The 22,673-nt window shown below is 53.3% G+C and carries 36 protein-coding genes; 3 read left to right on the top strand and 33 right to left on the bottom strand.

What is annotated here, in order from left to right; translation table 11 throughout:
* Positions 1 to 114: 114 nt before the first annotated feature.
* Positions 115 to 1,029 carry a CRISPR-associated ring nuclease Crn3/Csx3 gene (crn3, locus tag R6U67_RS09600; RefSeq protein WP_410252327.1) on the bottom strand — a complete coding sequence of 305 codons (915 nt, stop codon included), beginning with the start codon at positions 1,027 to 1,029 and terminating at the stop codon, positions 115 to 117.
* A gap of 68 nt (positions 1,030 to 1,097) precedes the next feature.
* Between crn3 and R6U67_RS09595 the strand changes: the two genes are divergently transcribed.
* Positions 1,098 to 2,552: a TIGR03985 family CRISPR-associated protein gene (locus tag R6U67_RS09595; RefSeq protein ID WP_410252326.1), complete on the top strand. Its 1,455-nt coding sequence runs from the start codon at positions 1,098 to 1,100 to the stop codon at positions 2,550 to 2,552.
* 38 nt (positions 2,553 to 2,590) lie between these two features.
* On the opposite strand, the gene prfA is transcribed toward R6U67_RS09595, so the two are convergent.
* The 31 genes from prfA to rplC all read right to left on the bottom strand — a co-directional run bounded on the left by prfA (position 2,591) and on the right by rplC (position 20,253).
* The gene (gene prfA / locus R6U67_RS09590; protein WP_410252325.1) at positions 2,591 to 3,700 is read right to left on the bottom strand and encodes a peptide chain release factor 1; all 1,110 of its coding nucleotides are present in this window, start codon (positions 3,698 to 3,700) and stop codon (positions 2,591 to 2,593) included.
* Between the two features lie 129 nt (positions 3,701 to 3,829).
* On the bottom strand, positions 3,830 to 4,066 hold the full coding sequence (rpmE, locus tag R6U67_RS09585) for a 50S ribosomal protein L31 (protein ID WP_068787978.1): 237 nt from the start codon (positions 4,064 to 4,066) through the stop codon (positions 3,830 to 3,832).
* A 183-nt stretch (positions 4,067 to 4,249) separates the two neighbouring features.
* Complete coding sequence (gene rpsI, locus R6U67_RS09580; RefSeq protein ID WP_068787977.1) at positions 4,250 to 4,657, bottom strand: 30S ribosomal protein S9; 408 nt, start codon at positions 4,655 to 4,657, stop codon at positions 4,250 to 4,252.
* Positions 4,657 to 5,112, bottom strand: a complete 456-nt coding sequence (gene rplM, locus R6U67_RS09575; protein ID WP_068787976.1) for a 50S ribosomal protein L13 — start codon at positions 5,110 to 5,112, stop codon at positions 4,657 to 4,659. Before rplM ends, rpsI begins: the two co-directional genes overlap by 1 nt.
* A 2-nt stretch (positions 5,113 to 5,114) precedes the next feature.
* On the bottom strand, positions 5,115 to 5,960 hold the full coding sequence (truA, locus tag R6U67_RS09570; RefSeq protein ID WP_410252324.1) for a tRNA pseudouridine(38-40) synthase TruA: 846 nt from the start codon (positions 5,958 to 5,960) through the stop codon (positions 5,115 to 5,117).
* Between the two features lie 4 nt (positions 5,961 to 5,964).
* Positions 5,965 to 6,315 (bottom strand): 50S ribosomal protein L17, encoded by a 351-nt coding sequence (gene rplQ / locus R6U67_RS09565; RefSeq protein ID WP_410252323.1) that lies wholly within the window; start codon positions 6,313 to 6,315, stop codon positions 5,965 to 5,967.
* Positions 6,316 to 6,354: 39 nt separating this feature from the next.
* Complete coding sequence (locus tag R6U67_RS09560; RefSeq protein WP_410252322.1) at positions 6,355 to 7,296, bottom strand: DNA-directed RNA polymerase subunit alpha; 942 nt, start codon at positions 7,294 to 7,296, stop codon at positions 6,355 to 6,357.
* Between the two features lie 124 nt (positions 7,297 to 7,420).
* Positions 7,421 to 7,813, bottom strand: a complete 393-nt coding sequence (rpsK, locus tag R6U67_RS09555; RefSeq protein ID WP_068787972.1) for a 30S ribosomal protein S11 — start codon at positions 7,811 to 7,813, stop codon at positions 7,421 to 7,423.
* Between the two features lie 119 nt (positions 7,814 to 7,932).
* Entirely contained in the window at positions 7,933 to 8,316 is a 384-nt protein-coding gene (gene rpsM / locus R6U67_RS09550; protein WP_410252321.1) for a 30S ribosomal protein S13, read from the bottom strand.
* Positions 8,317 to 8,445: 129 nt separating this feature from the next.
* Positions 8,446 to 8,559 carry a 50S ribosomal protein L36 gene (gene rpmJ / locus R6U67_RS09545; RefSeq protein ID WP_071591960.1) on the bottom strand — a complete coding sequence of 38 codons (114 nt, stop codon included), beginning with the start codon at positions 8,557 to 8,559 and terminating at the stop codon, positions 8,446 to 8,448.
* A gap of 135 nt (positions 8,560 to 8,694) precedes the next feature.
* Positions 8,695 to 8,919 (bottom strand): translation initiation factor IF-1, encoded by a 225-nt coding sequence (gene infA, locus R6U67_RS09540; protein WP_068787970.1) that lies wholly within the window; start codon positions 8,917 to 8,919, stop codon positions 8,695 to 8,697.
* 168 nt (positions 8,920 to 9,087) lie between these two features.
* Complete coding sequence (locus tag R6U67_RS09535) at positions 9,088 to 9,639, bottom strand: adenylate kinase (RefSeq protein WP_410252320.1); 552 nt, start codon at positions 9,637 to 9,639, stop codon at positions 9,088 to 9,090.
* Positions 9,640 to 9,645: 6 nt separating this feature from the next.
* A complete protein-coding gene (gene secY / locus R6U67_RS09530) occupies positions 9,646 to 10,947 on the bottom strand; it encodes a preprotein translocase subunit SecY (protein WP_410252319.1) in 1,302 nt (433 codons plus the stop codon).
* Between the two features lie 57 nt (positions 10,948 to 11,004).
* A complete protein-coding gene (gene rplO / locus R6U67_RS09525) occupies positions 11,005 to 11,493 on the bottom strand; it encodes a 50S ribosomal protein L15 (protein WP_410252318.1) in 489 nt (162 codons plus the stop codon).
* A 127-nt stretch (positions 11,494 to 11,620) separates the two neighbouring features.
* Positions 11,621 to 12,154, bottom strand: coding sequence for a 30S ribosomal protein S5 (gene rpsE, locus R6U67_RS09520; protein ID WP_170188084.1), 534 nt, complete (start codon positions 12,152 to 12,154; stop codon positions 11,621 to 11,623).
* A 38-nt stretch (positions 12,155 to 12,192) separates the two neighbouring features.
* A complete protein-coding gene (gene rplR, locus R6U67_RS09515; protein ID WP_068787965.1) occupies positions 12,193 to 12,555 on the bottom strand; it encodes a 50S ribosomal protein L18 in 363 nt (120 codons plus the stop codon).
* A 78-nt stretch (positions 12,556 to 12,633) separates the two neighbouring features.
* The gene (rplF, locus tag R6U67_RS09510; protein ID WP_087706038.1) at positions 12,634 to 13,176 is read right to left on the bottom strand and encodes a 50S ribosomal protein L6; all 543 of its coding nucleotides are present in this window, start codon (positions 13,174 to 13,176) and stop codon (positions 12,634 to 12,636) included.
* Positions 13,177 to 13,243: 67 nt separating this feature from the next.
* Positions 13,244 to 13,645, bottom strand: a complete 402-nt coding sequence (gene rpsH / locus R6U67_RS09505; RefSeq protein ID WP_087706039.1) for a 30S ribosomal protein S8 — start codon at positions 13,643 to 13,645, stop codon at positions 13,244 to 13,246.
* 23 nt (positions 13,646 to 13,668) lie between these two features.
* Positions 13,669 to 14,214, bottom strand: coding sequence for a 50S ribosomal protein L5 (gene rplE / locus R6U67_RS09500; RefSeq protein WP_068787962.1), 546 nt, complete (start codon positions 14,212 to 14,214; stop codon positions 13,669 to 13,671).
* A gap of 72 nt (positions 14,215 to 14,286) precedes the next feature.
* Entirely contained in the window at positions 14,287 to 14,640 is a 354-nt protein-coding gene (gene rplX / locus R6U67_RS09495; RefSeq protein ID WP_068787961.1) for a 50S ribosomal protein L24, read from the bottom strand.
* Positions 14,641 to 15,006: a 50S ribosomal protein L14 gene (gene rplN / locus R6U67_RS09490; RefSeq protein ID WP_068787960.1), complete on the bottom strand. Its 366-nt coding sequence runs from the start codon at positions 15,004 to 15,006 to the stop codon at positions 14,641 to 14,643. It lies immediately after the preceding gene.
* Positions 15,007 to 15,060: 54 nt separating this feature from the next.
* Positions 15,061 to 15,312, bottom strand: a complete 252-nt coding sequence (gene rpsQ, locus R6U67_RS09485; protein WP_410252317.1) for a 30S ribosomal protein S17 — start codon at positions 15,310 to 15,312, stop codon at positions 15,061 to 15,063.
* Between the two features lie 57 nt (positions 15,313 to 15,369).
* Complete coding sequence (gene rpmC, locus R6U67_RS09480) at positions 15,370 to 15,720, bottom strand: 50S ribosomal protein L29 (protein ID WP_410252316.1); 351 nt, start codon at positions 15,718 to 15,720, stop codon at positions 15,370 to 15,372.
* Between the two features lie 8 nt (positions 15,721 to 15,728).
* Positions 15,729 to 16,142, bottom strand: a complete 414-nt coding sequence (rplP, locus tag R6U67_RS09475; RefSeq protein ID WP_068787958.1) for a 50S ribosomal protein L16 — start codon at positions 16,140 to 16,142, stop codon at positions 15,729 to 15,731.
* A gap of 67 nt (positions 16,143 to 16,209) precedes the next feature.
* A complete protein-coding gene (gene rpsC / locus R6U67_RS09470) occupies positions 16,210 to 16,938 on the bottom strand; it encodes a 30S ribosomal protein S3 (RefSeq protein WP_068787957.1) in 729 nt (242 codons plus the stop codon).
* 17 nt (positions 16,939 to 16,955) lie between these two features.
* A complete protein-coding gene (gene rplV, locus R6U67_RS09465) occupies positions 16,956 to 17,318 on the bottom strand; it encodes a 50S ribosomal protein L22 (RefSeq protein WP_410252315.1) in 363 nt (120 codons plus the stop codon).
* 26 nt (positions 17,319 to 17,344) lie between these two features.
* Complete coding sequence (rpsS, locus tag R6U67_RS09460; protein ID WP_068787955.1) at positions 17,345 to 17,623, bottom strand: 30S ribosomal protein S19; 279 nt, start codon at positions 17,621 to 17,623, stop codon at positions 17,345 to 17,347.
* A 90-nt stretch (positions 17,624 to 17,713) separates the two neighbouring features.
* On the bottom strand, positions 17,714 to 18,577 hold the full coding sequence (gene rplB, locus R6U67_RS09455) for a 50S ribosomal protein L2 (RefSeq protein WP_087706050.1): 864 nt from the start codon (positions 18,575 to 18,577) through the stop codon (positions 17,714 to 17,716).
* A 71-nt stretch (positions 18,578 to 18,648) separates the two neighbouring features.
* Positions 18,649 to 18,954, bottom strand: a complete 306-nt coding sequence (locus R6U67_RS09450; protein ID WP_087706052.1) for a 50S ribosomal protein L23 — start codon at positions 18,952 to 18,954, stop codon at positions 18,649 to 18,651.
* Positions 18,947 to 19,579 (bottom strand): 50S ribosomal protein L4, encoded by a 633-nt coding sequence (gene rplD / locus R6U67_RS09445; protein WP_410252314.1) that lies wholly within the window; start codon positions 19,577 to 19,579, stop codon positions 18,947 to 18,949. The genes R6U67_RS09450 and rplD overlap by 8 nt, the downstream gene beginning before the upstream one ends.
* 35 nt (positions 19,580 to 19,614) lie before the next feature.
* A complete protein-coding gene (rplC, locus tag R6U67_RS09440; protein WP_410252329.1) occupies positions 19,615 to 20,253 on the bottom strand; it encodes a 50S ribosomal protein L3 in 639 nt (212 codons plus the stop codon).
* Positions 20,254 to 20,977: 724 nt separating this feature from the next.
* Between rplC and ndhN the strand changes: the two genes are divergently transcribed.
* The gene (ndhN, locus tag R6U67_RS09435) at positions 20,978 to 21,451 is read left to right on the top strand and encodes an NAD(P)H-quinone oxidoreductase subunit N (protein ID WP_087706056.1); all 474 of its coding nucleotides are present in this window, start codon (positions 20,978 to 20,980) and stop codon (positions 21,449 to 21,451) included.
* Between the two features lie 90 nt (positions 21,452 to 21,541).
* On the opposite strand, the gene R6U67_RS09430 is transcribed toward ndhN, so the two are convergent.
* On the bottom strand, positions 21,542 to 22,213 hold the full coding sequence (locus R6U67_RS09430) for a Uma2 family endonuclease (protein ID WP_410252328.1): 672 nt from the start codon (positions 22,211 to 22,213) through the stop codon (positions 21,542 to 21,544).
* Positions 22,214 to 22,356: 143 nt separating this feature from the next.
* Between R6U67_RS09430 and R6U67_RS09425 the strand changes: the two genes are divergently transcribed.
* A partial coding sequence (locus tag R6U67_RS09425; RefSeq protein WP_410252313.1) for a Uma2 family endonuclease occupies positions 22,357 to 22,673 on the top strand: 317 nt, incomplete at its 3' end.

The following is a 22,673-nucleotide window of genomic DNA, read 5'->3' as shown; positions in this document are numbered from 1 at the left end:
CGATAATATGCGATAAAATCAAACACAGTAAAACTACTGTGTACTACAAAAAGTCCAATGAAAACCTCTCAAACCTGCCATGTACCAAAGAAGATGTCATAGAAGCCATCACCACTAACAATTTGACTGAGACGTACTCGGAAGCAATTTCTGAATTTCAGCCAACACCAGATCAGGAACAGGACAAGCATTCCCGCGAATCCAGGGGCCACAAGTCACCTCAAGGACTGGATGCTCCTGGTGAATGACCTCGCATTCTTCCAGAGTACTATGAATCACTGCCACTGGAGTCAAATTACCCCGATCGCGACAAAATTCATGCCAACGTTCCACCTCCTCCCGCCGAGAACTGATAATCAGATAATGCGTACAGGCCTCTAAAATCGGCTGTTTCTCCGGCTGAACCATCCCCCCCACATCAACAATTGTTAAATCTTTTTGCCGACGTAGTGCCAAAATTGAATTGGCATGATAAGGAAAAAATCGCTCCGTTAATCCTCCCTTATTCGCCGCCTTAAACACCTCGGGATCTTGGTCTGGAGGAAGTTCCAAGGTGTAGTTTCCCTCCCCATCCCAATTAGCTCGTTGTAGGTAAATATTCGGGTAATTGGCCAGAAGTGTCTGAAATAAACGATGGGAAAACACACTTTTACCACTATCCGGCGGTCCCACCACCATTAACGCTGGATGCAAGCGATCGCCATCTGGAAGCAAAGGAATCACCTCACCCACCTGCACCCCCTTCACATGAGTCGCCACGACCACCCCACCCAGGCGGGGATCATGACAGGCCACCCAAGCCGTCGGATGCAATTCATGGATGAGGTAGCCGTACAGCCAAATGGGGGCCCGTCCATCCAAAATCACGCCAATTCGTGTATCAATCCCCTTCGGAAGCGCGATCGCACCCAACTCATCAGGACCGACAATCGAATCCGTCAATTGAATCTGTAACACCTGATAGTCCAATCCCTGGGGAGATTGACCTCGGCGGAGTTGGAACTGAATCCCAATTGAACCGGTTGTCACCGAACAAACCCTCACGACATGGATTGTGTTACTCTAACATCCAGATTGAACGGGGGTCTTCTAACCTTATGACACAGATCCGAGTTCCCGCCGCGACGCCTGAGGTCTTACAAGGATTCGCCGCCGGACAACTCGCCAACCGCCTACAACGCTCGATTCGCCTCTGGTGGTGGGTCGATCGCTTCTATGGAAGCCAACCCAACTGGTCCCAAGACCTCCCCAACACCTTTGGCTATCCTCTCTTGCGCGATCGCCTCTTCGCCGCCAGCCACCCCAAACATGACCACAGCAGCGCCGACCATCTCAACCACCATTGTGGCGATGGCCAATGTCTCTGTCACCGCAGCAGCCGCAGCCTCCTGTTTTCCCGCCAATGGGACCTCTCGGAACCCCAGTGGTGTGACCAAATCCAGCATTACACGGGACTCAATCCCCACGAAATCCAAGATCTCCTCAGCAGTTGTCCCTTCGCCACCGTTCACCGTTCCCTACGAGATGACCTGAAACACCTGGCTCAACTCGGCTGGTTAACAGCACAACCCCGAGGCAAATTTCAATGCGTTGCGGCGGAAAAGTTACCCCAATTTTCAACGTCAAGTTCCCCAGATTTAGACCTATTAACCCAGCCACAAATTCGTCAACTCTTACCCATTTTAGAGTCAATTTCCTTTGTTCAACCGAATCTTGAATTAGTGATTGAACGCCTGTGGGACTATCTCATCTCCCAGGGGTCTCAAAACTTGTTAGAATCAGGTTCTGATGGTGGCCATACCTTTATTCACCTCGACTATATTTTGCCCCCAGACACCCAAGATCGAGTGGACACATATCAAGAACAACTCGAACAACTCTGGCGGCTTCCTTTAGCGGGAGTGATTCAATTTGAGTACCAGGTCACGGCTAAAAAGGTGATTTCCATTATCACCTATCCCGTTTGTTTACATTATGTGCGGCGAGCCAAATATCTCAGCGCCTATGGAATTGATCCCTATGGTCGTCTGAATTGGCATAATTATCGGTTAGATCGCATCGAGAGCGATCGCCTAACCATCCTTCCTTGGGGAGATCCACAAATCCCCTCCTTTCTCAAACAACTGCGACGCAATGGCGAACTTCCCCAGGCCGATGTTGTCCGTCGCGAACTCGATCGCGCCTGGGGATTCAATTTTTATCTTCCCCGTTCCTTGCTGTTAATGCGGTTTCCCTCGGCGTTCGCTCAACGCTATGTGGATAATACCCTACGCCATCCCACCTTCAAAGCCATCAGCTATGCTGACCTAATTCCCGTCATTACTGAGGCGATCGCCGACCCAAACCAGCAGCAAGAGGTCTTACAAGTGCTACGCGATCGCTCCCCCGAAGATGCCTATTATCGCGGTTGGATTCGTGAGGGAGATATCAATGTTTTGATGCGGTTACGGGATTGGCGACCCAATGGTGAGGTGATTTTACCCCTCTCGATACGCCGAAAAATGACCCAAGAAGCTCAACAAGAACTCCGACACTATCAACGTCTCGATTAAGATGCTATATTTCATTCACCCTAAGCGAGTTTGAACAGTTAAACCGATGTCGGTGTATTACTCGCTTCAGCCAACCGTTCCAAACTCTCCTGCTGATCCTGAGTAATACAAGCCTGCACCACTGGCTCAATATCTCCCTCCAACACCGAATCAAGATTAAAGTTTTGACCCAAACGGTGATCCGTCACCCGAGTGTCCTTATAATTGTAAGTGCGAATTTTCTCCGATCGCGCCCCAGTCCCCACCTGAGACCGCCGCATCGACGTCACCGCCTCCTTCTGTTCCCGTAACTTCATCTCATACAGCTTCGCGCGCAGAATCTGTAACGCTCGTTCTCGGTTCTGTAACTGCGATCGCTCCTCCGTACAAAAAATACGAATCCCCGTTGGCTTGTGGAACAAATCCACCGCCGTTTCCACCTTGTTCACATTCTGGCCACCGGCCCCCCCAGAACGGGCCGTCGACATCTCAATATCCTTGGGATCAATCTTAATCTCTACATCATCCACTTCCGGCATCACCGCCACCGTGGCCGTCGACGTATGCACCCGTCCCCCAGCTTCCGTCGCCGGAACTCGCTGCACCCGGTGAACCCCAGCCTCAAACTTGAGCTTACTGTACACCGAATCGCCCTTAATCTCTAAAATTGCTTCCTTAAAGCCTCCCATATCCGCCGGAGACTCACTCAGTAACGCCACTTTCCAGCGTTGGCCTTCCGCATAGCGCGAATAAATCCGCACCAAATCCCCGGCCCAAATTCCGGCTTCATCGCCACCGGTTCCGGCGCGAATCTCCAACATGATGTTCTTATCATCATTAGGATCGCGGGGTAATAGCAACACCTTAAGGCGATCTTCGAGGCGTTGAATTTCTGCTTGCAACTCCTCAACTTCCAGCACAGCCATCTCCCGCATCTCAGGATCACCGCCAGAGTCTTTCACCACTTGTTCGGCCCCCTTGAGTTCCTGCGTCAACTGCTGCCACTTCTCGTAGGTGAGGACGGTTTCTTCGAGAGAGGCCCGGGCCTTGGCCACTTTCTGAAACTCATCGGGATCCGTGGCCACATCAGGATCAGCCATCCGTTTCGTCAATTCCTGAAACGTTTGTGCAACGGATTTGAGTTTGTCTAATAAATACTGTTCAGCCATAATGCCCTTGGATGCTCTCTCAAAATGTGACGGAGTTGGGGGTGCGCCATTGATCAAAAAAAGAGGGCGACGATCGCGGCAATCGCAAAGCGTGCGGGAACCGCCATCGCGCCCAACAACGGGGGCTTGCTAAGACTGAGAATCGCTCTCTTCACGAGTATCGGTCATACCATACTTACGCAAGAAGCGCTCAACCCGTCCTTCCGTATCAATAATCTTCTGATTCCCGGTGTAAAACGGGTGATTCCCGGACCAAACATCGACATGGATTTCCGGTTGAGTTGCACCAACGGTCATCACTAACTCACCGTTACAATACACCTTGGCATCGGGGTACCAGTCGGGGTGAATTCCTTCTTTGGGCATGATTCTAATCTCTTTTGAATGCAGGGGGTGAACAAAAACCGAGCTAGAGCCGGTCTTTCGTTAGGGGGCTGCGTTGCGCTATCTGAGGCGCTGTTTAACCTAGCCAGTTGTGGCCATTTTAACGCGAATCCCCCTTCGTCCGTCAGCAACGTGACCTTGACGAAGGAGAACCCAAACCCGCTCTTAACGTTTGGAGTATTGAGGCGCTTTACGAGCTTTGCGCAAGCCGTATTTCTTCCGCTCTTTGGCGCGGGGGTCACGGGTGAGATAGCCTTCAATCTTCAGAGGTTGACGGTTATCGGGATCGAGTTTGCACAAGGCCCGAGCCACCCCGAGACGAATGGCGTCGGCTTGTCCGGTTAAGCCACCGCCTTGAACCGTCACGAGAATATCGTATTCATTTTCCAGGCCCAAGGTTTCCAGGGGAGCCTTCGCACTGGAAATATAGGTCGGGTTGAATTGTAAATAGAGATCGCCGGGTTTCTTGTTAACGACGAGTTGGCCATCTCCAGGGACGAGACGAACACGGGCAACGGCTTCTTTGCGTCGTCCGGTTCCCCAATATACAACGCGGTTTTGGTCAGTTTCCATTAGTTCTCTCCAGTATTCGTGTCAAGGACGAGGGTTTGAGGCTTTTGAGCGTCATGGGGATGATTGGGTCCCCGATAGACTTTGAGCTTGGTAAAGAGTTGCCGACCGAGGGCTTGTTTGGGCAACATGCCTTTAATGGCTTTCTCAATAATTCGCTCAGGAAGGCGAGCCTGTAGTTTGGCGAAGGTTTCGACCTTCATACCACCGGGGCGACCGGAGTGGCGGCGATAGAGCTTCTGGGAGCTTTTTTTACCGGTGACGGCGACTTTTTCGGCATTAATGATAATGACGAAATCGCCGACATCCATGTGGGGGGTGTAATTGGCTTTATTTTTGCCTCGCAGGATTTGAGCCACTTCACTGGCGAGTCTGCCGAGGCGTTGGTTCGTCGCATCAATGACATACCATTGGCGATCGAGGGAATCAACAGGTGGGATATGGGTTTTTGCAGTCATAATCAATGATCTGGCGTGATAGATAAGGGGTCAAATAGGAAGTGAGGCATGGCCTGCGATCGCGCCTCATCTGGGAACGGACTCTCGGGATAGCCTACATCTAAGAGGCATAGTCCCTTGGCGGGGGCGGCATACTTCACGGCTTCCCGCCGTTCGTGCTTCCAGATGTTCTGGAATTCGTCGAGCGATCGCCGTCCGGTTGCCACCTGAACCAACATCCCCACCAGTAAGCGCATCATGCCATAGAGAAATCCACTGGCTTGAACTTCTAGGCAGACCACCGGCCCCTGTCGCTGGCATAAAACCTCTTGTACATCCACCCAAGAGTGGGGACGAGGAGACCCGGCGCGACGAAAGGCTGAGAGATGCTGACGACCCAGGAGGGGGGTCAATGCGGCCCGAATCCGCTGTTCATCGATGGGTTCGCGATAGTAATGCCAGACAAACGGCTCGATAAACAAGTTAGGACGGGCTGCCGTGTATAACAGATAGCGATAACGCCGCCAAGTTGCTGAAAAACGGGCGTGCCAGTCGAAACTGACCGGGGCCGAGGCGCGAATGAGAATTCCCTCAGGGAGGGTGTTATTGAGCACCACGGCCCATTTGTGGGCGGGAATGGGACTGTGTAGGTCCACATGGACAACCTGGGCGGCGGCGTGAACCCCAGTATCCGTGCGCCCGGCGGCGTGGATGGTGACCGGGTAGCCTAAGACCTTGGCGATCGCCGTTTCCAGCTCTTCCTGAACCGTCCGATGATGGGATTGTCGTTGCCAACCATAGAAGGGATGACCGAGGTATTGAACCACCAGGGCCACCCGCTGGGTTGGCATCGGAACGCGATCGCCCATGAATTTAGACCAGTTCGATAATCGCCATATCTGCGTTATCACCGCGACGACTCACAGTGCGCAGAATGCGGGTATAGCCGCCATTGCGATTCCCATAGCGTTCACTGACCCCAGCAAAGAGGGCGTGAACCAGTTGGGGATCGTACAGATACCCCAAGGCCCGACGGCGAGCCGCCAGGGTTCCTTCTTTGGCCAAGGTAATCATATGTTCGGCTTCGGAGCGAACGGCTTTGGCCCGGGTTTTGGTGGTGGTGATTCGTCCATGACGAATCAACTCGGTCGTCAGCGATCGCAACAGGGCTTTACGCTGATCGGCAGGTTTGCCGAGTTGAGGGACACGACAAGAGTGACGCATAATACTTTGAGCTAACCTTGAGCTAAACGACGGAGAAACTTAGGCTTTGGCCTTTTCTTGAGGGAGGGTAATCCCTAAGCGTTGTTGAAGCGCATCGATCACTTCTTCAGCCGATTTTTGACCAAAGTTCTTAATTTCTAAGAGATCTTCTTGGGAGTAATCCAACAAATCGGCCACGGAGTTGATCTGAGCCCGTTTGAGACAGTTATAAGCCCGAACTGACAGTTGCAATTCCTCGATGGGAATTTGGCTGGTGGGGTCTTCGTCGGGGGTGTAATCGTCTTTGAGGGATTCGAGAGTAATATCTTGCAGAGGCGTGAACAACTCTACCAAGATCCCGGCCGCTTGACTGAGGGCTTCCTGGGGGGAAATACTCCCATTGGTCCAAATTTCCAAGACCAGCCGATCTTTATCGAGGGAGCCACCAATGCGCGCATCTTCTACAGTGTAGTTAACTTTGCGCACTGGCATGAACACGGCGTCGATTTGCAGAAAATCGAGGGAGCCGCCTTCATCCCGGCTGCGATCGACAGAGCGATAGCCGGTTCCGGTTTCAATTTTGAACTCCATCTCCAGAGTCGCCCCTTCAGCCAGGGTAGCGATATACTGGTTGGCTGAGGTCGGTTCAACCTCAGACGGGAGATCAAAATGCTCCGCACTAACCATCGCTGGTCCTTGAACCATCAAACGGCCAATGTGGGGCTGACTCCCGTGGTTTTTCAAGACCACCTCTTTCATGTTGAGTAAGATTTCCAGGACATCCTCACGAACCCCTGGAATGGTGGCGAACTCATGGTTAACCCCAGCAATGCGGACAGCCGTAATGGCGGTCCCTTCAATGTTAGACAACAGGACTCGCCGTAGGGCATTCCCCACGGTGGTTCCTTGTCCCCGTTCTAGGGCTTCGACCGTGAACTTCCCATATTGTCCTTGGTCTTTTTCAGTGTTACTTTCAACACATTCAATTTGAAACTGCGCCACGGCGTGACCTCCCGAATACTGATTCCCCATTTGAAGCTTGGTGCATCGTGAGACAGGGTCTGCTCCTGCTCACGGCGTATGCTGACCGGCGGGCGATCGATTGTTGTTGCGATCGCCAACGCTGTTAGACCCGTCGCCGTTTGGGGGGACGACAGCCGTTGTGCGGAATCGGGGTGATATCGCGAATCAGGGTGATTTCTAGGCCCGCTCCTTGTAAGGCGCGGATGGCGGTTTCACGACCGGCACCGGGGCCGTTGACCATGACTTCAATTTGACGCATTCCTTGGTCACCGGCACGACGAGCGGCACTTTCGGCAGCGGTTTGCGCGGCGTAGGGGGTTCCTTTTTTGGCCCCTTTGAAGCCACTGGACCCAGCAGAGGCCCAAGAAATCACTTCGCCGCGAGCGTCGGTGATCGTAACAATGGTGTTGTTAAAGGTCGATTGAATGTAGGCAACGCCGTTAGGGACGTTACGCTTTTGCTTCCGTGGACCGGATTTTTTAGGTTGTCTGGCCATAATGTAGGTTGTGGTTAGGAGTTAGGTTCGCGGTGGGTTGGCGACAAAGACCGAGGCAGAGTCGGGAACCTCCGAGGGAGAGGCGACTCTAACGACGGGCATTGGGACGGGCATCGGACTTATTTTTTCAGACCGGGTTTTTTCTTACCGGCAACGGTGCGACGAGTGCCGCGACGGGTCCGGCCGTTGGTGCGAGTGCGTTGTCCCCGCACGGGCAGTCCCATCCGGTGACGACGACCGCGATAACAGCCGATATCCACGAGTCGTTTGACGTTCATCGTTTCCCAACGACGTAAATCCCCTTCGATTTGGTAGGTGGCTTCGATATGTTGCCGCAGGTTAGCGACATCACTATCGCTGAGATCTTTAACGCGGGTGTCGGGATTGACGCCCGTTGCCTCTAGGATCGCTTGCGATCGCTTTAGGCCAATGCCGTAAATATAGGTCAGTCCAATTTCAATGCGTTTGTCGCGGGGGAGGTCAACTCCAGCAATCCGTGCCATGTTTCTTCCTTATGATGAAATTCAGTGGTGTTACCTGGGTGGGGGTCGTTCTCACCCAACTCCGCCCTCTCGGTGATTTTTGCTTCGGTATGATGGGGATGAGACTTGGGTGGGGGCAGATCAGGCTTGTTAGCCCTGACGTTGTTTGTGTTTAGGATTTGTGCAAATAACCATAACGCGCCCGCGTCGTCGGATCACGCGACACTTTTCGCACATTTTGCGGACTGATGCTCGAACTTTCATGACTTCGGTTGCAATACTTACAAACTTGATATTATAACTGATTTTCAGGTTTCGCGACAGGGAAACTGACTCCTAACGGAGCCGTTTGTAACGCGCTGCTGAAGCGAGGGAAGTTCCCTGAGATGCCAATCTCAGTTATTTTTTCCGCAAGCGGTAGGTGATACGACCTTTTTCGAGGTCATAGGGAGTCAATTCGACTTTGACGCGATCGCCAGGCAAAATTTTGATGTAATTGCGGCGAATCTTCCCAGAAATGTGGGCCAGAACGTTAAAGCCGTTATCGAGATCGACTCGAAACATTGCGTTGGGAAGGGACTCGGTTACGGTTCCTTCCATCTCGATGAGGTCTTGTTTAGCCACGTAGGTCTCCTTTCAATTCAACAAATTGGGGCGCTCGTGAAACGTGCGGGAACCGCAATCATGAAGCGTGCGGGAACCGCAATCGCTCCCCAGGATTTCCCTGGATATTTTATCAAATTTTTATGAAAAAATCAGGTAAAATACCTTGACAAATCCTCGCAGTTAGTATCACGCCGCCAAGTTTTGGCTGAGATGTTCGGTAACGGCATTCATCTCCTGGCTACCATCGATCGAGACCAAGCGCGACTGTTGCTCATAGAACTCAATCAAAGGCGCCGTGGCTTGGCGATACACCGTCAGACGATGACGAATCGTCTCCTCTTTGTCATCTTTACGGCCCCGGGCCAACAGTCGCTGCACAATATCCTCATCAGGAACCGTGAAATTCACCGCGCGATCGCAGGCCTGATCAATCTCAGCCAACAACTCATCCAAGAACTTCGCCTGAGACAAATTGCGAGGGAACCCATCGAGAATCCAGCCCTGTTGAGCATCCTCCTGTTCGAGTCGTTCCCGAACCAAACCCAAAATCAACTCATCCGGAACCAAATCCCCTCGATCCATATAGGCCTTCGCCTTTTGTCCCAAGGGCGTTTGATTCGCTACCGCCTCGCGGAGAATATCTCCGGTGGAAATATGAGGAATTCCCAAACGTGCAGAAACCCGTTGTGCTTGTGTCCCTTTCCCCGCTCCTGGCGGTCCCAAAAAAATCAAACGCATAGTTCTTTATTTCACCATTCCTTCGTATCGTTGCGAGATGACGTAAGTTTGAATCTGCTTGGCGGTCTCAATCGCAACCCCCACCAAAATCAAGAGGGACGTTGCCCCAAAACCTTGGAACGTGGTCACCCGAGTCGCACTCTCAACGGCCGTCGGCACCGTCGCCACCAAGCCCAGGAACACAGCCCCCAAGAAGGTCAACCGGTTGAGAATCCGCTCAATATACTCACTTGTGGCCCGTCCAGGACGAATTCCGGGAATACTCGATCCCATTTTTTTCAGGTTCTGCGCCAAATCCACAGGATTGAGAATTAACGAGGCGTAAAAATAACTGAAAAATAGAATCAGCACCAGATAGAACGCCGCATAGAGCCAAGGAGTCGGACCACTGGGGCTAAGATACTCAGAAATCCGAATCAAGGTCGGATTGTTCGTCGCACCGGCAATAATTCCCGGCAGAATCAAGAAACTCGAGGCAAAAATGATCGGCATCACGCCCCCTTGGTTCAGACGCAGCGGCAGATAGTTCGTGCGCTCACGATAGAGACGACGACCCACCTGACGACGCGCCGAAATAATGGGAATGCGTCGAGCGCCTTCTTGCACAAAGACAATGCCAACAATGGTGATGAGGAACACCAGTAAGAGCAGAATCACGCGCCCAACCACCGATTGGTCCTGTTGAGCCAATTGAATGGTGTTGCCCAACGAACCGGGTAACACCGCCACAATGTTGACAAAAATCAACAGAGATGCACCATTGCCAATGCCACGCTCGGTAATCAACTCCGAGACCCACATCACGAACATTGCACCCGTGACCAGAGCAATCATGGTCTGAGCCACGAACAGCGGCCCCGGATTATAGGCATAGGCACTCGTCCAGAGGGCGATACCGATACTTTGCAGAATCGCGACCCCAAGGGCGATATAACGAGTAATTTGGGAAATCTTGCGTCGTCCGGCTTCCCCCTCGTTTTTCTGTAAATCTTCCAACGTCGGCAACGCCGCCGTCAGGAGCTGAATGGCGATCGAGGCGTTAATAAAGGGCAAAATCCCCAGGGCAAAAATCCCTAAGGTTTGTAACCCTCCCCCCGAAAACGCATCCAGGAGTCCCAAAAAGGGGCTACCCTGCAAATCAGCGGCGAAGCGCACTCGGTCAATGCCGGGAACTGGAAGATAAATTCCCAGGCGGACCACAAAAATTAACCCGATGGTCACCAGGATGCGGCCACGAAGACCGGCCGCCTGGGCCATCTGCATAAATGTTTCCTGAGCCGTTGGCGCTTTATCTCGATTGACTACCATAACGGGAACCTCTAGCTGATACCTGTGAGCGTCGCTGCCATCGTCCTTGTCCTATCTCTACTCAGCGCTGTCAGCTTGAGTGCTGTTGTCAGAGGTGTTCCCAGTCATGAGTTCACAGCGACCGCCAGCGGCTTCAATTTTCTGACGGGCACTTTGAGTAAAGGCCGCCGCTGTCACGGTCAGAGCAACTGTCAACTCACCATCACCTAAGATTTTTAAGGGACCTTGGGCGGAGTTAACAATATTCGCGTCCAGCACGGAGGCTAAGGTGACATCGCTGTTGGCTTCGAGTGAAGCCAGTTGACCCACATTAACAACAGTGTACTGTTTCGGATTAATAACCGTAAAGTGCTTGAGCTTCGGAACGCGGCGGTACAGAGGCATTTGCCCCCCTTCAAAGCCCGGTCGGGTGCCGCCACCGGAGCGAGACTTTTGACCGCGCATTCCTTTGCCGCAGCTTGCCCCTTGTCCGGCAGCAATCCCACGACCGAGACGACGGCGGCGTTTTTTAGAGCCGGGTTGCGGCTGAACGTCTTGTAATCTCATGATGTATAACAGTGAACAGTGAACAGTTTGGTGGGGGCGTGCCCATGGGGTCGCCCGTTAGGAAACAGCGAACCCTGGGGTCAACTGTTAACCGAATTTGGGGATTGAGTTCGGACTAGAGCGGTCTTTAAGAAAAGACTTGCTCAAGCGGAATATCCCGTTCTTTGGCCACATCGCCAAAGGTGCGTAAGGCCGAGAGTCCATCGACGGCGGCGCGAGCATTGTTTAGGGGGTTACTCGAACCGAGTTGTTTAGCCAGGATGTTGCGAACACCGGCTAATTCGAGGACTGTACGAACCGCACCCCCAGCAATTACCCCAGTACCAGCGGAAGCGGGACGCATCATGACACGAGCGCCTCCAGCTTCTCCATTGACCCGATGAGGGATGGAACTGGCTTTGTTAAGCGGGACGGTAACGGTATGTTTTTTGGCATCGGCAACGCCTTTTTTGACGGCACCGATGACATCACCGGCTTTACCAACACCCACACCGACTTGTCCTCGTTCGTTACCAACGACAACAATGGCGCGGAAGCTGAGTTTTTTACCACCCTTGACCACTTTGGTGACGCGGCGAATTTGGACGACGCGCTCTTGCCATTCGGAGTCTTTTTCGCGGTTACGGTTGCCTTTTTTGCGACGATCGCGTTGTTCTGCCATGTTGGATCCTGTCGTGCGTAGTACGTTTGAGAGACGTTTTAGAACTGAAGGCCAGCTTCACGAGCGGCTTCAGCTAAGGCTTGCACTCGACCGTGATAGAGGTTGCCCCCGCGATCGAATACAACTTTATCAATGCCTTTGTCCTGAAGGCGTTTGGCGAGAAGTTCCCCAACTTTGGCCGAAGCTTCACAGGTGGCGCTTCCCGAGAGGTTGGCCCGTAAATCGGGATCAAGGGTAGACGCGGTCGCTACGGTGTGATGTTGGGTATCATCAATCGCCTGGACATAAATGTGCTGGTTAGAACGGAAGACAGCCACTCTCGGGCGTTCCGTCGTTCCCTGCACTTTACGGCGAATCCGACGATGTCGGCGATGGGTGGACTGCTTTCGGGTCAGTTTCATAGTGACAATAGGGAATCGGCGTTTGAAAAGCCTGAAGGTAAAGGGAAATTAAAAGCCTGAGGGCATCGCCAGAGGAAATTATTTTTTCCCGGCTTTCCCGGCTTTACGACGGATTTGTTCGCCAGCGTAGCGAATCCCTTTGCCTTTATAGACTTCAGGGGGACGCACGCCACGAATTTGAGCGGCGACGTTACCAACGATTTCTTTGTTAATCCCTTTAACAATGACGTTGGTGTTGCTTTCGACGCTGATATCAATGCCCTCAGGCGGATTGAGTTCAAAGGGCTGACTGTAGCCAACATTGAGAATCAGTTTCCGGCCTTGGACTTGGGCACGATAGCCCACGCCTTGGATTTCGAGTCGCCGTTCAAAGCCTTTGGAGACCCCATCGACCATGTTGGCCAGAAGGGTACGGCTGAGTCCATGACGAGCGCGGGATGGACGGGACTCATCACGACGTGTAACCAGGAGCGTTCCGTCGTCTTCCTGGGTGAAGCTAACTTCGCGGGGGAAGTCTCGTGAGAGTTCCCCTAGAGGACCTTTGACGGACACGGCTTGTCCGTCAATGTTAACGGTGACGTTCTTCGGAACGGGTATAGGACGTTTGCCAATTCGAGACATTGCGGTTTCTCTGCGGTTGTCTTACGGGTGGAACGGGATGAGAGACGGGTGCAACTAGCCCTGAGGTCTAGTAGACGTAGCAGAGAACTTCTCCGCCAACGCCTTGGCGACGGGCCTCGCGATCGGTCATGATCCCGTGGGAGGTGGAAATGATGGCAACACCGATTCCGCCCAAGATGCGGGGGAGTTCTTTCCGGTTGGAATAGACTCGTAAGCCCGGCTTGCTGACGCGCTTAAGCTTCTTGATGGTGGGTTGACGATGTTTGCCTTTGTACTTGAGTGAGATGACGATATGGCGGTTGATGCCTTCGCCGTCTTCTGTGAAATTTGAAATGAAGCCTTCGTCTTGTAAGACTTGGGCAATGCTGCGCGTCATCTTGGTGGACGGCACTTGCGTCGTGTCGTGCCGCGCCAAGGTTGAATTGCGAATGCGCGTCAGCATATCTGCAATGGTGTCGTTAGCCGCCATAGTTTCCTCTTATCTAACCTGCCTCAATTACTGCGGAAGGGCATTCCCATTTCCTTGAGCAAAGCACGACCTTCTTCGTCGTTATTCGCTGTGGTGACAATTGAAATGTCCATCCCCCGCAACTGGTCAATACTGTCGTAATCCACTTCGGGGAAGATCAATTGTTCTCGAACCCCAAGGGTGTAGTTGCCTCGACCATCAAAACTTTTGGGGCTGATGCCACGAAAGTCGCGAATCCGGGGTAGGGAAATGCTGATGAGTCGGTCGAGAAAGGCATACATCCGTTCTCGACGGAGCGTTACCATAACCCCGACGGGCATTCCTTCGCGGACTTTAAAGCCAGCAATGGATTTTTTAGCACGAGTGACCACAGGTTTTTGTCCGGTGATGACGGCTAATTCCCGCAGGGAGGATTCAAGGGCTTTGGCGTTTTGGGACGCTTCACCCAAGCCTCGGTTGACGGTGATTTTAGACAGTCGGGGGACTTGGTGGATGTTCTCGTAGTTAAACTCGGATTTGAGTTTCGGAACAATGGTCTCTAAGTAGAGGGTTTTGAGTCGCTGTGTCATGATCGTGATGTCTGGATGATGTCCTGGTCTGGGTCAGGACGGGGTTCGGGGTGCGATCGCCCGAGTTGATGGTTAGTCAATGATTTCGCCAGTTTTTTTGAGCTTTCTGACTTTACGACCGTCTTCGGTAAAGGTGTAGCAAGCCCGACTCGCCACTTTTTCTTTATTGGAGTAGAGCATGACATTGGAGCTGTGAACCGGAGCTTCGTAGGTATTGATGCTACCGGATTCACCCTCTTGGGTGGGTTTGACATGCTTGGTGCGAATGTTGACGCCTTTGACAATCACCTGACTGGTTTCAGGGATGGCTCGCAGGACTTCGCCCACTTTACCTTTATCTTTACCGGCAATCAGTTGGACGGTATCGCCGGTTTTGACGTGCATTTTGTGGCGGACGGGGGTGGTTTGGCGTTGTTTTTTAGCCATTTATAGGACCTCCGGCGCGAGGGATACAATTTTGGTGAAGTTTCTCTCCCGAAGTTCGCGGGCCACGGGTCCGAAGACGCGGGTGCCTCGGGGATTTCCTTCGGGGTTGACAATCACGGCGGCGTTGTCATCAAAGCGAATGCTCATACCGCTTTCCCGCAAAAGATTTTTACGGGTGCGGACGATGACGGCGCGCACGATGTCCGATTTTTTGATGGGCATATTGGGAAGTGCGTCTTTAACGACGGCGATCACAGTGTCGCCAACGTGGGCATAACGACGATTCCCCCCGAGGACACGGATGCACATGAGCTTCCGCGCCCCGCTGTTGTCAGCTACATTGAGGTAGGTTTCTTTTTGAATCACGGTCGGTCTCCCTTATGGGGGGTTCGGTGAACAAGGGAATGGCTCAGGGGAGGGTTATACTCCGCTGGCGTGGCTGAGGGTTTCGACGATTACCCAGCGTTTTTGTTTGCTCAGAGGGCGGGACTCACGAATACGGACGCGATCGCCCTCGTTGCAGTCGTTGTTTTCGTCGTGGGCTTTATAGCGACGAGTCTGAACCATCGTTTTCCCATATTTGGGGTGAGGAACCCGAGTTTCTACAGCAACAACAACGGTTTTATCCATTTTGTTGCTGACGACGATACCAATTCTTTCTTTAACTGCCATAACAAATGGGGATGAGAGTGTGTCAGGGGGGGAAGGGTTACAGTGAACTCACTGCTCCTACTCCTCTTCAGCGGCGGTTTCGGCGGCAGCTTCAGAAGGAGCTGGGGCCGCTTCTGTGGTTTCGACCACTGGTGCAGACTGAGTAGATGCCTCAGAATCTGCTTCAGAAGTCGCGGCAGAAGCGGCTTGAGACGCTGCTTCTGCTGCCGCTTTGCGCTTGAGTTCCCCTTCAACCGTCAACAGTTGAGCCAAACGATGGCGCAGGTGTTTGAACTGGTGGGTTTTCTCCAACTGTCCGGTGGCCTGCTGTAAACGCAGGTCAAACAGTTGTTTCTTAACGTCGAGAACCTGCTCGTTGAGTTGTTCAGCCGAGAGGTTGCGGACCTCTTCGATTTGGGGTAGAGCCATAGCTAGGTTTACTCTCCTTCGCGCTTGATAAACTTGGTCTTAATGGGCAACTTAAAGGATGCCAAGCGCATCGCTTCCCGAGCGGTTTCCTCGGGAACCCCGGCGATTTCAAACATCATGCGACCGGGTTTGACCACGGCGACCCAAAATTCAGGGTTCCCTTTACCAGAACCCATCCGGGTTTCAGCAGGGCGCATCGTAACGGGTTTGTCGGGAAACAGGCGAATCCAGATTTTTCCCCCGCGTCGGATGTAGCGGGTCATCGCACGACGGCTGGCTTCGATTTGGCGGGAGGTAATCCAGGACGGTTCTAAGGCCTGGAGTCCGAAATCACCGAAATCAACGGTGTTCCCACGGGTTGCTAAGCCGCGCATCCGCCCGCGATGTTGTTTGCGGAATTTAGTACGTTTGGGACTAAGCATGATCAACGGATCAAACGGTGGACAAGGGCAGGATGGGTCTCACAATTGCCGAGGCAATGGTTGAGGCTTATCCTTCGTTGGAACGGTCTTCAAATTGGCGACGACGCTGTTGGCGACGACGGGGTTGAGGGGCGCTCGGAGCGGGTTTATCGGTTTGTCCGGGTAGGATTTCGCCTTTAAAAATCCAGACTTTCACGCCCAAGATGCCGTACACGGTACGAGCGGTGCGGTAGCTATAGTCGATGTCAGCCCGCAGGGTATGCAGGGGGACTCGACCTTCGCGTGTCCATTCGGTTCGGGCAATTTCTGCGCCGTTGAGCCGTCCAGACACTTGCACTTTGATGCCTTCGACGCCAGCCCGTTGAGCCCGTTGGATGGCTTGGCGGACAACTCGACGGAAGGAGACCCGACGTTCGAGTTGCTGGGCAATGTATTCGGCTATCAAGCCAGAGTCGGCGTCAACTCGGGCCACTTCAACGACGTTGATGCGGATTTGACGGTTGGTTCCGCCGAGTTGCGCTTGTAGGTTGGTTCGTAGGCTCTCAATGCCACTGCCACCACGACCGACGACCACACCGGGACGGGCGGTGCGAATTTCGAGGTCCACTTGGTCGGCTTTGCGCTCGATGTGGACTTCGGAAATGCCGGCGTTATTGAGATTTTTACTGATATAGTCCCGAATCAGACGGTCTTCGCGCAGTAGTTCGGGATAGCGTTTGCTATCGGCAAACCACCGTGAGCGGTGCTCTTGGGTGATCCCAAGGCGAAAACCTGTTGGGTGAATCTTTTGTCCCACGAGTGTCGAGTCCTCTCTTAGTCTTCTTCGTAGTCAGGCGCCACTGCCACAGTGATATGGCAGGTGGGTCGGCGAATGGCATAGGCGCGACCCTGGGCGCGGGGGCGGTAGCGTTTTAGACCGGGTCCTTCGTCGGCGAAGGCTTCGCTAACGACTAGGGTTTGGGGGTCGAGTCCTTGGTTATGCTCGGCGTTAGCCACGGCGGAGCGTAGGACTTTGAGTACAGGCTCACAGGCGCGGTAGGGCATGAACTCCAGAATAATCAGTGCTTCCCGATAGGAACGGCCTCGAACTTGGTCGAGGACGCGACGCACTTTTTTGGGGGACATGCGGACGTAACGCGCGATCGCCTTCACTTCTTCAGTGGTATCGACAGCCATCAGGCTTCTCCTTACTCGTTTTCAGGTTATCGGCGGACTTTTTTGTCGCTTTTGGCGTGACCTCGGAAGGTGCGCGTCGGGGCGAATTCTCCGAGTTTGTGTCCAACCATCTGCTCGTTGACGTAAACGGGGACATGAGCGCGTCCGTTATGGACGGCGATGGTATGTCCAATCATTTGCGGCACGATGGTCGAGGCACGAGACCAGGTCTTGATGACCTGTTTTTCGTTTTTGGCGTTGAGGGCCTCGAGTTTCTTCATCAAGCTATCGGCGATGAAGGGGCCTTTTTTTAGCGATCGACTCATAGGTATTACAAACGGGGAGTATAAACGGGGGGTGTCTAGCGGACAAAACAAAGCTTGCCCCAAAGGGCTTGACAAAAGTACGAGACTGTGTTAGCTCTCGCGTCCGCCCCGGCTCCGTTTGGAGGTCTTCCGGCGACGCCGCACCACGTATTTGCTGCTCTGTTTGTTTTTCTTGCGGGTTTTCATGCCCAAGGTGGGTTTACCCCAAGGAGTAACCGGACCGCTGCGACCGATGGGGGCGCGGCCTTCACCACCACCATGAGGGTGGTCCACTGGGTTCATGACGCTGCCTCGAACTTGAGGACGACGACCTTTCCAGCGGGTACGGCCAGCTTTACCGAGGGTTAGGTTTCTCGCGTCGGCGTTGCCCACTTGGCCGATGGTGGCGTAGCATTCACGGCGCACCATGCGAACTTCCGTTGACGGCAGTTTCAGGGTGACGAAGTTGCCTTCTTTAGCCACGAGCTGAGCGCTCGTTCCGGCAGCGCGGACGATTTGTCCACCGCGTCCGGGGTTGAGTTCAACGTTGTGAACCGTGGTCCCTAACGGAATGTTCGCTAGGGGTAGAGCATTGCCGACTTCGATGGGAGCCTCGGGACCGGAAACAATCCGGGTTCCAACGGCGAGTCCCGTCGGGTGCAGGATGTAACGCTTTTCGCCGTCGAGGTAATGCAGGAGGGCAATGCGGGCGTTACGGTTGGGGTCGTATTCAATCTGAGCGACTTTGGCGGGAATGTTATGTTTATCCCGTCGGAAGTCAATCACACGATAACGACGTTTGTGTCCACCACCACGATGGCGGCAGGTAATCACGCCTCGGTTATTGCGACCTTTGGCGCGGTGTTTGGATTTGGTAAGGCTCTTTTCGGGCTTATCGCGGGTAATGGTCTCGAAGTCCGAAACGGTCGCCTGTCGAGTTCCCGGAGTATAAGGGCGGTATGAGCGAATACCCATAGTATTGACCTCGGCTGGGGTTTGCTAAGTAAGGACCGATTGGTGTTAAAGGTCTGGGTGACGGGTCTGGGTTACACGTCGGGGAACAGCGGGATGCTATCACCCTCGGCCAGACGCACAATGGCCCGTTTGTATTGGCTTTTGTAACCGACAAAGCGTCCGACTCGTTTTTTCTTGCGAGGAGGGGTGCTGGTGTTGACGGAGATGACCTTAACATCAAAGACTTGTTCGACAGCGGCTTTGATTTCCGGCTTGGTCGCTTTGGGCGACACGTCGAAGACATATTGGTTCGTCTCCATCAGCAAGGTCGCTTTTTCGGTGATGATGGGACGTTTGATGAGGTCGGGCAGGGTACGGGGGTCAAGGGGTTTAGTCATTGTAAACCTCGTGAATCTTGGTTAACCCAGCCGCCGTGGTAATGATGGTGTCGGCGTGCAAGAGGTCGTAAACGTTGAGATTGGTGGCGGTGATGACTTTTAACCGCTCTAGGTTACGGGCCGACAGATAGATGTTGTCGGGCAGTTCGGGCAAAATTAGCAGGGCTTTTTGCTCGGACTCAACTCCCCAACGTTTGAGGGCCGCGGCCAGGTCTTGGGTTTTGGGACGGGGAAATTCCTCGGCGAACTCTTCGACCACAACTAGGTCTTCCGAGCGGCTTTGGAAGGCAGTTCTCAAGGCGAGCCGCCGTTCCTTGCGGTTCATTTTGAGGTTGTAATCCCGAGGTTTGGGTCCAAAAATGACACCACCACCTCTCCAGAGGGGAGAACGGATAGAACCTGCGCGAGCGCGACCGGTTCCTTTTTGCCGCCAGGGTTTGCGACCGCCACCGCGCACTTCGGCTCGGGTTTTACTCGATGCGGTTCCTTGGCGCGCATTCGCCATCTGACGCACGAGGGCGCGATGGACGATGTGGGCTGCGGTTTCTTCTTTGGCAACGTTGAGGTCAAGGGAAGCTTGTCCCACTTCTTCACCTTGCCAGTTGCGAACGACACAATTAACCATGTTGATTGTCTGTGTTTTGTTCCAGGATGGGACGTTTACGATTGACCAACGATGTTGGCCGGACTGATGCTCAAGACTGTGCCAGGTTTGCCGGGAACGGCACCTTTGACGAGGATTAGGTTGTTTTCGAGGTCGGTTTTGACGACGGTGAGTTTGCGCACGGTGACGCGATTCCCGCCTTTACGACCGGCCATCCGTTTACCGGGGTAAACCCGACCAGGGGTGGTTCCGGCGCCGGTTGAACCGGGTAAGCGGTGGTTTTTTGACCCGTGAGACATCGGCCCACGTTTGAAGTTGTGGCGCTTTTGATATCCGGCAAAGCCTCGACCGATGCTGTTGCCGCTCACGTCGATGAGTTGACCATCGCTGAACAGCTCTACGGTGAGGGTTTGCCCTAGTTCATATTCACTCACACTCTGCGGTTTGTATTCACGGAGGTGACGCAGAGGGGGGGCATCGGATTTTTTCAGATGACCCAGTAAGGGTTGGTTAAGGTTTTTAGGTTTAACGTCCTCGTAACCAATTTGGACGGCTTCGTAGCCGTCGGTTTCTTTGGTCTTGATTTGCGTGATTTTACACGGACCGGCTTCGACGACTGTAACGGGGATGGCTTTGCCATCTTCGCTAAAGATTTGGGTCATGCCGACCTTTTTGCCGAGAATCCCAACAGACACGGTACTGCTTTCTCCTTGTTTCGCCACTACACAGACTGAAGATAGGCGGGCTGCGATCTTGCCCGAGAGTTCAACGTCGCGCCAGACCAACACCAAGTCACGCTAGAACGACACTCCGGGGTTGGAGTGCGTCTGAGTGTGATCTTGGCGATCGCAGATTTGTTGGCTGGGGTTTCGCGAAAGCTGATTCCGAGGCGACCGAGTTTAGGTTCGGTTGAGACTTAGGAAAATTCAGCAGTTTGCTAGGAATTGACCCAGTATCCCCGGATTGACCTGCTCAAGTCTCGGTTAGGAGAGCTTAAACAACCCATCTCCGTCTTCCCGCATCGCCCCAAACTTAGGGTTTGAGACGCTGGGAAAAGCCTCTACGCTTGCGACCGGTATGCCTTGCTGGGAAACTAGCCAGTCCCACTTAGGCGGCGCGATGCAATGAACAACTCAGGTCGAGTCGTTCGAGCGCTTCTTACGAGTTTCAGTCGCAACTTCCTAATATATAGTATTTTGTGGCAAGTGTCTAGGTGAATCTAAAATCTTTTTTGGCTGGGGCGATGGTTTGGGGTGCGATCGCAGTTCCTGCACGCTTCGCGATCGCCCCTCCCGCACGCTTCGCGATCGCCCCTCGGGATTGAGGACTCGGCCTAAGCTTGGGTCTATACTAAGGTCTGAGCGACAATTGCGGTTCCTGCACGCAAGTTAGACAACCTAGAATCTTACGAATTACATTATGGGACTCTTGATCAACGGTAAAAAATTTCTACGAGACTTGGAGAATGCCGGGTCCTTAGCAGTTTATGCTCCCCTCGAAGGCGGGTTCGCCGGCCGCTACCAACGGCGAGTCCGAGCCGCTGGCTATAGCAACGTCACCCTCAACGCTCGAGGTTTAGGAGACTTAGCGGCGTACCTGATGGGCGTTCACGGGGTTCGTCCGCCCCACTTAGGGAAAAAAGACTATGGCGATGGTGCAGTGGGTCCGATCGCCTATCTCCCCCCAGTCGTGACCACAGAATTAGAGAATCTCCCCAAAGACTGCAAGGGGCTATTACTTTGGATTATCGATGGCCGGGTTCTCTCCCGTCAAGAACTCGAATATCTCACGGCCCTGCCCAAAATTGAACCCCGCGTCAAAGTGGTGGTTGAAGTCGGCGGTGAGCGGTTTGTCCGCTGGATGCACCTGGAAGAAGCCCTAGTTCCGGCTTAATTTCCCCGGTATTGCGATCGCATCCAACCCCAAACCCCCAGTTTGTCCTCAGACTGGGGGTTTCTCTCGTCAAAGTTGACGGGTTAAGAGTCATTCATCTATCTCTTGTCCCAGTTGTCGTAGGCGAGCCTCCAGTTCACGCACTCGTTGCTCAGCATTATCGGCCCGCTGACGTTCAGCTTCAGCTTGTTTAGCCAGTTCCGTGGGGGTGAGAAACCGCTGTCCATCGGGGCGGTAGATGGTGAATTGGTCGTCTTGTAGATCAAAACGAATCCCTAAGCGGGGACTGGTCCAAGTTTCGGGGCTGTCGATGACGCTGAGACCACCCGCTTCATCCCGTAGCCACCCGTGAAAGTCGAGGCGATCTGGATCGAAGATGTAGTATTCCTCCACGCCATACTGGTCATAAAACTTGAGCTTTTTCGCCATTTCTTTAAGGCGATTACCGGGGGAGAGGATTTCAAAGACCACTTGCGGGGCAATATTCTCTTCTTCCCATTGTTTATAACTGCCGCGATCGCCCTTCGGTCGTCCAATCGCCACCATGACATCAGGGGCTTGGCGCAGTTTATTATTACCTTCCTGGGGATACCAGAGTAAATCTCCAGCTACGAAGATATCGTCGCGGTCAGCAAAGAGAATTTCTAGGTTCTCCTTAATCGTGACAATCCAACGGAATTGCTTGGTGTTGTCGGACATGGGGTTTCCGTCGCAATCGGGGTAGATGATGGGGGCTTGGGTTTTCTCAGAGGCGATCGTCATAGCAGTCATCCCACTGTTTAGGTACAGCCATTCATGCTTCAAATTATAGGAAATCTTCTAATTTCTAGGGTCTGAACCCGGCGATCGATGATGAAGTTCAACATTAAAATAGAATCACTGTTGATTCACTCCAACCTGGACTCATGGTTCACACCCCTGTCCCCTCAGAACTGCTCTACCCCGACTCCGACGGTAAACCGATGGCAGAAAACACGCTCCAGTATCGTTGGATTGTCCGTTTAGTCACCAATCTCAAACAACTTCTTAAGGATGAGATGGCCTTTGTGGCTGGGGATTTGCTCTGGTATCCGGTTCCCGTTGAGCGTCCTCCTGCACCTTGTCAGGCCCCCGATGCCATGGTGGTCTTGGGTCGTCCCGATGGAGACCGGGGCAGTTACAAACAATGGGAGGAAGACAACATTGCGCCCCAAGTGGTGTTTGAAATTCTCTCCCCCAGTAA

It is taken from the genome of Sodalinema sp., assembly GCF_046483825.1.
Lineage (GTDB): Bacteria > Cyanobacteriota > Cyanobacteriia > Cyanobacteriales > Geitlerinemataceae > Sodalinema.
Note: the sequence above shows the minus strand (reverse complement) of the source record. Positions and strands in the feature narration are given on the sequence as shown.